Source organism: Streptomyces bambusae, assembly GCF_019400985.1.
GTDB lineage: Bacteria > Actinomycetota > Actinomycetes > Streptomycetales > Streptomycetaceae > Streptomyces > Streptomyces bambusae_A.
Map to the genome: position 1 here is coordinate 22,333 of NZ_WTFF01000036.1, position 10,800 is coordinate 33,132.

Sequence of the window (10,800 nt, forward strand, 5' to 3'; positions counted from 1 at the left end):
GCGCTGCCGCGCCCGGCCCGTTGCGGGCCGTGGTGGTGTCGCGCCCGGCCCGTTGCGGGCCGTGGTGGTGCCGTGCCCGGCCCGTCCCGGGTCCCGGCGGTGTCGCGCCTGACCCGTTCGGGGCCGTGGTGGTGTCGTGCCTGGCCCGTTGCGGGCCCTGGTGGTGTCGTGCCTGACCCGTTCGGGGTCCTGGTGGCGTCGCGCCCGGCCCGTCCCGGGTCCCGGTGGCGTCGCGCCCGGCCCGTCCCGGGTCCCGGCGGTGTCGCGCCTGGCCGGTTCGCGGCCTTGGTGGTGCCGTGCCCGGCCCGCTGCGGGTCGCGGCGGTGTCGCGCCTGACCGGTTCGCGGCCTTGGTGGTGCCGTGCCTGGCCCGTCCCGGGTCCCGGCGGTGTTGCGCCTGACCGGTTCGCGGCCTTGGTGGTGCCGTGCCCGGCCCGTTGCGGGCCTTGGTGGTGTCGTGCCTGGCCCGTTCCGGGCCTCGGCGGTGTCGTGCCTGGCCCGTTGCGGGCTTTGGTGGTGTCGCGCCTGACCCGTTCGGCGCCTTGGCGGTGTCGCGCGCGAGCCGTTCCGGGCGTCGGTGGTTACGCGCGCCGGGCGCGCCGGGCGGCGGGCTGGTCGGTGGTGACGGGGGTGCCTGACGGACGTGTGCCGGCCGGCACCGGTGCTGCCTGACGGACGTCTGCGGGCCGGCGTTGGCGATGTCCCGCCGGTTGCGTGCCGGGCGTCGCCCGGCGCTGCCTGTTCCGGGCGCCGGTGGTGGGCGCTGTTCGGCGGACGTGGGTCGGCCGGCATCGGTGGCGGCGTCGGGCGAGGGGATGAGCGGAGGGCGGGTGGGGGTCATGCGGTGTTCACCGGCCGTCAGGGCGGGTCTGCACAATGGGGGCATGACGCCGCAGTTCTCCCCCCATGGTCTGACCGTCGGGTTCGATCTGGACATGACGCTGATCGACTCCCGCCCGGGCATCAAGGCCACCTACGAGGCGCTGTCGGCCGAGACCGGTGCGTACATCGACGCCGACGAGGCGGTGACGCGGCTGGGGCCGCCGCTGGACGAGGAGCTGGCGTACTGGTTCCCGCAGGAGCGCATCCCGGAGATGGCCGACCGGTACCGGGAGATCTACCCCACCCACGCCATCGCCGCCACGCCCGCCATGCCCGGTGCCCGCGAGGCGATCGAGGCGGTCCAGGCGCTCGGCGGCAAGGCGATCGTGGTCACGGCGAAGCACGAGCCGAACGCCAAGCTCCACCTGGAGCATCTGGGCATCGTGCCGGACATGGTCATCGGCTGGCTGTGGGCCGAGGCCAAGGCGGGTGCGCTGCGCGAGCACGGCGCTCAGGTCTACGTCGGCGACCACGTGGGCGACGTACGGGGAGCCCGTACGGCCGGTGCGGTGTCGGTGGCGGTGCCGACCGGCCCGTGCCCGGAGCCGGAGTTGCTGGCGGCTGGCGCGGACGTGGTCCTGCCGGACCTGACCGCCCTGCCGGCCTGGCTGACGCGGTACGCCGCCACCCGCGAAATCTGCCCCCAGAGCTGACCTGCTCGCGAGATCTGCCCCCAGATCTGACCCGGGATCGGACCCCACCCGCGAGATCTGACCCGGGATCGGGCACACCTACGGAGTCCCACCCCGCGGAGCCCCCCGGCCCCTACCGGGCCGTCTGCGCCGCCTGCGCCGCTCGCCGCTGTGCCGCGATTCCGCGGAGTACGCCGGCGGCCGAGACGGCGAAGCCGACGCCCATGAGCATGCAGACGGCCCAGGCGTACGACGGGAAGGGGTCCATGTCGAGGAACAGCGGGGCCATGGTCACCAGCGTGGCGATCGCGCCGACGATGAAGATGATCCCCCCGGCCCTGACCAATGCGTCGCCGGGCCGTGCTTCGTCGGTGCGAGGAGTAGCAGTCACCCCACCAGGGTAGTTCCCTGGCCGAAGCGTCCTCCCCGGAAGGACCGGGGGACGTCTTGTCAGCCGCCCCGGGACCATTAGCCTGGAGGTGGCGGGTCACGGATGACCCGCTGCACTGCTATCCGGAGCCGTTTCCACGGGGCACACCGGACGGCGAATTCGGATCCCACGAGCACAAGGACAGAGGACGGACGTGCCTACCGGCAAGGTCAAGTGGTTCAACAGCGAGAAGGGCTTCGGCTTTCTCTCCCGGGACGACGGCGGTGACGTCTTCGTCCACTCGTCGGTGCTCCCTGCCGGGGTCGACTCCCTCAAGCCCGGCCAGCGCGTCGAGTTCGGTGTCGTCGCCGGTCAGCGCGGCGACCAGGCGCTTTCGGTGATCGTCCTGGACCCGGCGCCGTCCGTCGCGGCCGCGCAGCGCCGCAAGCCGGACGAGCTCGCCTCGATCGTGCAGGACCTGACGACCCTGCTGGAGAACATCACGCCCATGCTGGAGCGCGGGCGCTACCCCGACAAGGTGCAGGGCGCGAAGATCGCCGGCCTGCTGCGCGCGGTCGCGGACCAGCTCGACGTCTGAGCCGCCGCCGACCACAGTCGTCAAACACCCGCACCCCGTCACTCGAAAGAGTGGCGGGGTGCGGTCATTCGGCCGTCGCGAACGCCCTACGGGAACGCCAGCGCGTCCGGTGCGATGGCCGGAACGAGACCCTCGGCCGCCGCCCGGGTCAGCAGCCCGCGCACGGCCGCGTACCCGGCATCGCCGAGCTCCGCGGTGAACTCGTTGACGTACAGGCCGATGTGCTGGTCCGCCACCGCCGGGTCCAGCTCCTGCGCGTGCGCCCGTACGTACGGCCGCGAGGCCTCCGGGTCGTCCCAGGCCATCCGTACCGACGTCCGGGCGGCCTCGGCCAGGGCCCGCAGGGTCCCGGGGCCCAGCGTGCGCTTGGCGATGATCGCGCCGAGCGGGATCGGCAGGCCCGTCGTCACCTCCCAGTGCTCGCCCATGTCGGCCAGGCAGTGCAGACCGTAGTCCTGGTAGGTGAAGCGGGCCTCGTGGATGACGAGGCCGGCGTCCACCCGGCCGTCGCGCACGGCCGGCATGATCTCGTGGAACGGCAGCACGACCACCTTGCCGACCGGTTCGGGCAGCACGTCGGCGGCCCACAGCCGGAACAGCAGGTAGGCGGTCGAGCGTTCGCTCGGCACGGCCACGGTCTTCCCGGCCAAGTCGGCCGGGTCGAGACCCGGCTCGCGGGTCAGCACCAGCGGTCCGCAGCCGCGCCCGAGCGCGCCGCCGCAGGGCAGCAGGGCGTACTCGTCGAGCACCCAGGGCAGGACCGCGTACGACACCTTCAGTACGTCGAACTCGCCGCGCTCGGCCATCCCGTTGGTGATGTCGATGTCGGCGAACGTCACGTCGAGGGCGGGCGCGCCCGGGACGCGGCCGTGCGCCCACGCGTCGAAGACGAAGGTGTCGTTGGGGCAGGGCGAGTAGGCGATCCGCAGCGGGTCGCGGCCGTCACCGGTCGGCATGACGTTCTCCATGGCGCTCTCCATGGCGTTCTCCATGGCGTTCTCCCCAGTTCGCGAGTACGGGCCCCAGCGCGCGGAAGCCCGCGGTCAGGGCCGCGAGTGCGTCGCCGATCCGCCAGGCGTCGCGGTCGCGGGGGCCCACGGGGTTGGACACCGCCCGGATCTCCAGGACCGGCAGCCCGTGCGCGGCGGCGGCCTCGGCCACCCCGAAGCCCTCCATGGCCTCGGCCCCGGCGAGCGGGTGCAGGGCGGCGAGCTCGGCGGCGCGGGCGGCGGTACCGGTGACGGTGGAGACGGTCAGCACGGGGGCGAGCAGCGCCCCGGTGGCCTCGGCGGCGCGGGCGGCGAGCCCGGCGGGCGGCAGGTGCACGTCGGTGCCGAAGCCGAGGGCGTGGACGCCGACGAAGCCCTCGTCCGTCCGGGCGCCCAGGTCGGCGGCGACGATCGCGTCCGCGACCACGAGGGAGCCGACCGGGGCGGCCGGCTGGAAGCCGCCGCCGATGCCGGCGGAGACGACGAGGGTGTAGTCGGCCAGGGCCAGGGCGGTCGCCGCCCCGGCCGCGGCGGCGGCCGGTCCCACGCCGCCGACGAGGACGTCGACGGCGAGGCCGGGGAGGTCGCACCGGACGGCGGCGTAGCGTCCGGTCAGGGTGCGCGGCTCGGGTGCGGGGGTGTCCGGATGAGGAGTCAGACCGGCGACGACGGAGTCGGCCTCCGCCGTCACCGCGGTCACCACGAGCGCGCGCACGGGGTTACTGGCGCTTGAGGTTGAAGGACCAGATCGCGATCGGCTTGCCGGACTCGCCGAACTGGGCGATGTGCACCGGCACCTCGGAGGGGCCCTCGCCCTGGCCGCCGGTGGCGAACGGGTTCATGCCCCGGAAGCTCTGGTACGTGTTGTCGGTCAGCTCGCCGAGCGACTGGGTGCCGGCCACGGCCAGCCACTTCTTGCCGTCCTCGACGATCTCCGGCTCCACGCCGAGGCGGAGGGTGTCGCCCTGGCGGTAGTCGACGGACTTGATGTCCTTGGAGTCCGGGCTGAGGCACTTCTCCAGCTGCTCGGCCGAGAGCTCCTTGGCGTCACCCTCCGGGAGGCAGGTGGCCTCGGCGGAGACCGACGAGGTGCCGACCGTCACGGTCGCCAGCGGCGTCGGCTTGTCGTTGGCGCAGGCGGACAGCGCGAGGAGGCCGGCGGACACGGCTCCGAGGGCGGCGACGGTGCGTCGGGCCCTACCCGAGAAAAGCGGTGCGGTCATGGGCCGAAGGCTATCGGGCCGCCCGCCCGCGCCGCCGCACGGGGTCCCACGCCCCGCCGGGGCACCCCCGACGGCCTACCGGGGCCGGCCCGGCCGGCCCCCCGTACGGCCCCCGCACGGCCTCCCGTACGGCTTCCCGTACGGCCCCCCCGTACGGGAAGCCGTACGCGGCGCCGGCCGGGCATCCCCGACACGCGGGTCGGCGTGTCCGCCGTACGCGGCCCGGAGTCTCCCGTACGCGGCCCGGGGCGTCCCGTACGCCCAGCCGCCGTCGCCCCTACGCCACCCGCGGCCGGGACGGGTCGGGCCGGTGTTGGTGGCGGGGGGCCGTGAGGGCGCCGCGGACGGCCATCGTGGTGCCCGCGGCGGCGATCGCCGCGGCCACCGCCATGCCCAGCACCCCGTTCAGCGGCAGCGCGATGCCGATGGCGCCGCCCGCCACCCAGGCCATCTGGAGCAGCGTCTCGGACCGGGCGAACGCCGACGTGCGCACCGCCTCCGGCACGTCGCGCTGGATCATCGCGTCCAGCGACAGCTTGGCCAGCGCCTGGCAGAACCCGGCCGTGGCGGCCAGCACGGCCACCATCAGCCCGGAGAAGAAGACCGCCGCCACGACGGCCACCCCGAGCGTCAGCGAGAGCACCGCCGCGACGATGGCCTCGGGCGCCCGCGCCCGCAGCCAGGCCCCGACCGCCGTGCCGCAGGCATTGCCGACGCCCGCCGCGATGCCGACGATGCCCAGCGAGACCGCCGCGCTCTGCCCGGCCAGCGGGTGCACGCGCAGCAGGAACGCCAGGAAGAAGATCAGGAAGCCGGACAGCCCGCGCATCGCGGCGTTGGCCATCAGCCCGCACAGCACCGACCGGCTGACCGTGCGCAGGCCCGGCCGGCGCGAGCGGGCCTCGTGCGTGGACAGCCGGGCCCGCGCCTCCCCCTTGGCGTCGTCCACCTTGTGCGGGAGGGTGAACGCCGCGTACGTGCCGAAGGCGAAGATCGCGCAGGCCCCGTACAGCGGCCACTCGGGCCCGATCAGGTGCAGCAGCGCGCCCACCGGCGCCGCGGCCCCGGTCGCGAGGAGTCCGGCGAGCGTCACGCGGGAGTTCGCCTTGACGAGTGAGAACTTCGGCGGGAGCAGCCGCGGCACGACCGCGCTGCGGACGACGCCGTACGCCTTGGAGGCGACCAGCACGCCCAGGGCCTCCGGGTACAGCTCCAGGCCGCCCGTGGCGACCGCGCTCGACATCATCACCGCCAGCAGCGCCCGGGTGAACATCGCCCCGGCCATGGCCGCCCGCCGCCCGTGCGGCAGCCGGTCCAGCAGCGGGCCGATGACGGGGGCGAGGACGGTGAACGGTGCCATGGTGACGGCCAGGTACAGGGCCACCCGGCCGCGGGCCTCGTCCGTCGGCACCGAGAAGAACACCGTCGAGGCCAGCGCGATCGTGATCATCACGTCGCCGGCGCCGTTGATCGCGTGCAGCTCGATGAGCTTGCCCAGGCCCGACTCCCCGGCCCCGTGGGCGTGCGTGGCCCGCCGGATCCCCCGCGCGGTCCCCGTGATCGGCAGGTGCAGGACGCGCCCGACCGACCGGCCGGCCCGCCAGACCCGGCTCGATCCGTCGTCCGACGACCGTACGGATGCCACGTGGCCATAGTGCCCCACGAAGCGCTCCCGGGCCCGGGTCCGGCAGGCCCGGACAGGTCCCGGCATCCCGGCCCGACGCACTCCTGCGTCCCGGTCCGGCCGGCCCCGGCATCCCGGTCCGACGGACCCCGGCATTCCGGTCGGGCAGCCCCGGCAGCCCGGTCCGGCGGGCCCGGGCATTCCGGTCCGGCGGGCCCTGGCGTCCGCGAATCGGACCTTGCATGTGGGCCCAGGGCTGCGGAGGAGGTAGCGTGCGTAGCGCGCCACCGGCGGTTGCTCTTGGCCGCGCGCCTTTTTTCGATCCTGGACAATGGATCGTAGGAGTGTGCGCCCGAGGCCGATCGGGTGTGGACGTCGACGCGGCCCCCAGGTCCGCTCCGCCCGCACCACGTGACGACAGGACCGACGGGTCGTTCAGGACGACAGTACGGACGGCGCACTCGTGAGACGGCGTAGGAGAGAACGAGACAGTGAGTGCTGCGACGACGCGAAGCCGTACCCCGCGTACCCCTGACCGCCTGTGCGCCGAGGCGGTAGAACTCGCCCGTGCCGCGGCCGACGAGGCCGCCGCCCCCGGCGTGGTGGGCGAGCACGTGTCCGTGGTCGCCGAAGGTGATCGGGTCGTCACCCACTTCTTCGAGTGCGAGGAGCAGGGCTACCGCGGCTGGCGCTGGGCCGTCACCGTCACCCGCGCCTCCCGCGCCAAGGTCGTCACCCTGGACGAGACGGTGCTCCTGCCCGGCCCCGACGCGCTGCTGGCCCCCGAATGGGTGCCGTGGAGCGAGCGCCTGCGCCCCGGCGACATGGGCCCCGGCGACCTGCTGCCCACCGACGCCGAGGACCTGCGGCTGGAGCCCGGCTACTCCGGCGAGGACACGCCGCCGCCGAACTCCGTCGTCTCCGCGGAGATGGCCGAGCTGGTCGAGGCCGAGGACGCCGACGTCACCGACCGGACCGTCGTGCCCGAGCGCGGCTCCATCACCTCCGTGGCCGAGGAGCTCGGCATGCGGCGGGCCCGGGTGCTCTCCCGCTACGGCCTGCACACCGCGGCCGACCGCTGGGACGAGGGCTACGGCGCCAAGACGCCGATGGCCCAGGCGGCCCCGGCGTCCTGCGCCACCTGCGGCTTCCTGGTGAAGATCGGCGGCTCGCTGGGCCAGGCCTTCGGCGTCTGCGCCAACGAGTTCGGCCCGGCCGACGGCCACGTGGTCTCGCTGTCGTACGGCTGCGGCGGCCACTCCGAGGCCGCGGTCATGCCGAAGCCGCCGCGGCCGGCGCCGCCGGTGCTCGACTCGATGCACGCCGACGAGTTCCCGCTGCGCCCGGCCGCCGACACCGGCTCGGTGCCGCTGGCGGACCTGCCGGCGGCGGACCTGGGCCACTCGTAGCGCCGCGGGGCGCGACTCGTAGGCGCGGCGGGCCACTCGTGTGCGCGGCGGGTGACTCGTCAGCGCCGCGGGCCGGCTCGTAGGCGTCGCCGGCCACTCGTGAGCGCCGCCGGCCACTCGTAAGCGCCGCGGATCGCTCGTAGGCGCTGCCGGCCACTCGTAAGCGCCGCGGGTCGCTCGTAGGCGCTGCCAGCCACTCGTAGTGCCGCGGGCCCTGCGGGGTACCGCTGGGCAAGCCCCGCGGGGCCCGCGGCAAGCCGCGCAGGGGTGGCGGCGAACGGAGCAGAGGCGGCGGGGTGACCGGGTCGCGACGGGGCGGCCCGGGGCCGGATCTTCCGGTTGTTGCGCAGACCCGAACCATGACGGGTCTATGGCCGGAAGTGCTCGGCGCGGGACATTCGAGGGACGGACCGACCGGGGGTCCGCACGGCACCCGGCCCACCCCTCAGCGAGGCACCCATGACACACCCCGACCCGTCCGGGATCACCCATGTCCTGGTCGGTTACAGCCCCGTGATGCTCGGCAAACTCGACGCAGCGCTTCCGGCCGACTCCGTCCTGGTCGTCGAGGAACCTGCGGTCATCGCCGCTCGGGGCATCAACGACCTGGCCGACAAGCACCGTTGCGTGGGAGCCCTGCTGGCGGCGCCCAGCCAGGACGAGGAGCACCCCGAGCGGGTCGTGGCGGCCGTGCCGCGCCCGCCGGGCGTACGCGCCGTGGTCCCGGTCGTGGAGTACGGCGTCGTCGCCGCGGCCGCCCTCGCCGAGGCCTGGGGCCTGCCCGGCGCCGGCCCCAAGGCCGCCCGCGTCCTGCGGGACAAGGCGTTGCTGCGCGCCACCGTGGCCGCCAGCACCGACCTGGCCCAGCCGGCCTGGGCGGACGCGCGAAGACCCCAGGACGTCGATGCCTTCCGCGCCCGGCACGGCGGCGCCTGTGTCCTCAAGCCCGCCAACCGGCAGGCCAGCCTCGGCGTCCAGCTGCTCGACGCCGGCGACGACACGGCCGCGGCCTGGGCCCACACCACCACCGCGGACGAGGCGGCCCTGCACGCCGGTTACCCCGACGCCGCCCGCTTCCTCGTCGAACAGCGGCTGCACGGACCGGAGGTGAGCGTCGAGGCGGTCGTCCACGAGGGCGCCGTCGGCTTCACCAACATCACCGCCAAGTCCGTCCAGGACTCCCGCCACCCCGTCGAGATGGGCCACGCCCTGCCCGCCGCCCTGCCCGGGGAGGTCGCCGACGCGCTGCGCGACGCGATGGGCGCGCTGGTCGCCGCCACCGGATTCCGCTCGGGCGTCCTGCACGCGGAGTGGATCCTCCAAGGCGGCCGCCCGCACCTGGTCGAGTGCGCGGGCCGGCTGCCCGGCGGCGGTATCACCGTGCTGATCGACCTCGCCTACGACACCGACATCCTGGCCCTCCTGCTCGGCGTGCTCGACGCACGACAGCCCGTTGCGGCACCGCTGCGCCCCGCCGTCGGCGCAGCGGCCGTACGGTTCCTCAGTGCGCCCGCCGGCCTGGTCACCGACGTCCGCGGCGCCGCCGACGCGCGCACCGCGCCGGGCGTGCACGAACTGCACCTCTCCGTCGCCCCCGGCCACACGCTGGAGGCCGTCACCAGCTCCTGGCAGCGCGCCGGCTTCGTCATCGCCACCGGCGCCGACGCCGCCGAGGCCGCCCGCCGCGCCGAGCACGCCGCCGGCCTGCTCACCCTCACCACCGCCACCGCCACCGGGACCGGGACCGGGGCCGGGGCAGGGACCGGGGGTGCGGCGTGAAGCGGCGCGTGTCCTTCTCCGACTACGTCCCCGCCACCGCAGCCGGCCGCACCTTCGCCCTCACCACCCTCATCAACGCGGTGGGCACGGGCCTCTTCCTCGCCGGCTCCACCGTCTTCTTCATCCGCTCGGTCGGCCTGTCGGCCGGTCAGATCGGTGCGGGCCTCGCGGTGTCGGGCATCGTCGGCTTCCTCGCCACGGTCCCGATCGGTGCGCTCAGCGACCGGATCGGCGCCCGGCGCACCCTGGTGGGGCTCCAGCTGTGGCGGGCCGCCTTCTTCGTGGCGCTGGCCTTCGTCCACGGACCGCTCGGCTTCACGCTCGTGGCCTCCTGCCTTGCGGCGGCCGAGGGCGCGACCATGCCGATGACCCAGGCGGTCGCCGCCGACACCACCGAGGAGTCCGACCGCACCCGGACCATGGCGATCGTCCGTACCGTCCGCAACATCGGCTTCTCGGTGGGCGCGCTGCTGGCCGCGCCGCTGCTGTCCGCCGACAGCGTGTGGGCGTACCGCGGGATCGTGCTCGGCACCGCGGCCGCGTTCGTGCTCTCCGCCGCGATGCTCGGCCGGCTGAAGCTGGCCCGCAGGAGCGCCGCACAGCGCAAGGTCTCCCCGCTGACCGCGCTGCGCGGCTTCCGCGACTGGCGCTACCTGGCCCTGGCCGGGCTCAACGGCGTGCTCAACCTGCACACCACCGTGCTGTCGGTGGGCCTGCCGCTGTGGGCGGTGCAGGCCACCGGGGTGCCCGCCGGCTACGTACCGGTACTGGTTCTGATCAACACCGTGCTCTCCATCGTCCTGCAGGTGCCGATCTCCAAGGGGGCGGAACGGCCCGGCGGCGCGGCCCGGGCGCTGCGGCTGGGCGGTGTCGCGCTGGCCGGCTGCGCCGTGGCCATGGCGGTGGCCGGTCAGCTGCCGCCGCTCGCGGCCGGGGCGCTGCTGCTGGTCGCCTGCGCGGCGCTGACCTTCGGTGAGATGTGGCAGGCGGTGGGCGGCTGGGACCTGTCCTACGAGTTCGCCCCCGAGGACCGCCGGGGCATCTACCTGTCGGTGTTCAGCCTGGGCAACACCGGCCAGCGGATCGTGGGCCCGGCCCTGGTCACGGGCGTGGTCATCGCCGCCGGCCCGGCCGGCTGGCTCGGCCTGGGCGCGGTGTTCTGCCTGGCAGCGGCCCTGGTCACCCCGGTCACCCGGGCCCTGGAACGTCAGCACACGGCCGCCGCCGCGGCGACCGGAGCCACGGCGACCGGAGCCGCGCCGTCCGGCGACGCGGAGGCCGGCACGGGGCCGGCC

Annotated in this window: 10 protein-coding genes; 5 read left to right on the top strand and 5 right to left on the bottom strand. The window is 75.0% G+C overall.

Annotated features, from left to right (window positions below; translation table 11 throughout):
• The first annotated feature begins 883 nt into the window (after positions 1 to 883).
• The gene (locus tag GPJ59_RS08280; RefSeq protein ID WP_219665809.1) at positions 884 to 1,534 is read left to right on the top strand and encodes an HAD family hydrolase; all 651 of its coding nucleotides are present in this window, start codon (positions 884 to 886) and stop codon (positions 1,532 to 1,534) included.
• 112 nt (positions 1,535 to 1,646) lie between these two features.
• Here GPJ59_RS08280 and GPJ59_RS08285 read toward each other — a convergent pair whose 3' ends face one another.
• Complete coding sequence (locus GPJ59_RS08285) at positions 1,647 to 1,904, bottom strand: hypothetical protein (protein ID WP_219665810.1); 258 nt, start codon at positions 1,902 to 1,904, stop codon at positions 1,647 to 1,649.
• A 193-nt stretch (positions 1,905 to 2,097) separates the two neighbouring features.
• Here GPJ59_RS08285 and GPJ59_RS38415 point away from each other — a divergent pair, with 193 nt between their 5' ends.
• Positions 2,098 to 2,481, top strand: coding sequence for a cold-shock protein (locus GPJ59_RS38415; protein WP_219665811.1), 384 nt, complete (start codon positions 2,098 to 2,100; stop codon positions 2,479 to 2,481).
• Between the two features lie 86 nt (positions 2,482 to 2,567).
• Here the strand turns inward: GPJ59_RS38415 and GPJ59_RS08295 are convergent, their stop codons facing one another.
• From GPJ59_RS08295 to GPJ59_RS08310, 4 genes are all read right to left on the bottom strand, one after another.
• Positions 2,568 to 3,437, bottom strand: a complete 870-nt coding sequence (locus GPJ59_RS08295; RefSeq protein ID WP_219665819.1) for a 1,4-dihydroxy-6-naphthoate synthase — start codon at positions 3,435 to 3,437, stop codon at positions 2,568 to 2,570.
• On the bottom strand, positions 3,424 to 4,185 hold the full coding sequence (locus GPJ59_RS08300; protein ID WP_219665812.1) for a futalosine hydrolase: 762 nt from the start codon (positions 4,183 to 4,185) through the stop codon (positions 3,424 to 3,426). The genes GPJ59_RS08295 and GPJ59_RS08300 overlap by 14 nt, the downstream gene beginning before the upstream one ends.
• A gap of 4 nt (positions 4,186 to 4,189) precedes the next feature.
• The gene (locus tag GPJ59_RS08305) at positions 4,190 to 4,693 is read right to left on the bottom strand and encodes a DUF2771 domain-containing protein (RefSeq protein WP_219665813.1); all 504 of its coding nucleotides are present in this window, start codon (positions 4,691 to 4,693) and stop codon (positions 4,190 to 4,192) included.
• Between the two features lie 277 nt (positions 4,694 to 4,970).
• Positions 4,971 to 6,338: an MFS transporter gene (locus tag GPJ59_RS08310; protein ID WP_374200808.1), complete on the bottom strand. Its 1,368-nt coding sequence runs from the start codon at positions 6,336 to 6,338 to the stop codon at positions 4,971 to 4,973.
• Between the two features lie 470 nt (positions 6,339 to 6,808).
• Here GPJ59_RS08310 and GPJ59_RS08315 point away from each other — a divergent pair, with 470 nt between their 5' ends.
• From GPJ59_RS08315 to GPJ59_RS08325, 3 genes are all read left to right on the top strand, one after another.
• A complete protein-coding gene (locus GPJ59_RS08315; RefSeq protein WP_219665815.1) occupies positions 6,809 to 7,726 on the top strand; it encodes a DUF3027 domain-containing protein in 918 nt (305 codons plus the stop codon).
• 459 nt (positions 7,727 to 8,185) lie between these two features.
• Entirely contained in the window at positions 8,186 to 9,505 is a 1,320-nt protein-coding gene (locus GPJ59_RS38420) for an ATP-grasp domain-containing protein (RefSeq protein WP_219665816.1), read from the top strand.
• Positions 9,502 to 10,800 (top strand): MFS transporter (locus GPJ59_RS08325; RefSeq protein ID WP_219665817.1); only part of this gene is annotated, 1,299 nt, incomplete at its 3' end. The genes GPJ59_RS38420 and GPJ59_RS08325, both read left to right, overlap by 4 nt.

Excerpts from the sequence above, each read along its gene's own strand:
- GPJ59_RS38420 (WP_219665816.1), top strand. The coding sequence starts at position 8,186 with ATGACACACCCCGACCCGTCCGGGATCACCCATGTCCTGGTCGGTTAC.
- GPJ59_RS08295 (WP_219665819.1), bottom strand. The coding sequence starts at position 3,437 with ATGCCGACCGGTGACGGCCGCGACCCGCTGCGGATCGCCTACTCGCCC.
- GPJ59_RS08305 (WP_219665813.1), bottom strand. The coding sequence starts at position 4,693 with ATGACCGCACCGCTTTTCTCGGGTAGGGCCCGACGCACCGTCGCCGCC.
- GPJ59_RS08280 (WP_219665809.1), top strand. The coding sequence starts at position 884 with ATGACGCCGCAGTTCTCCCCCCATGGTCTGACCGTCGGGTTCGATCTG.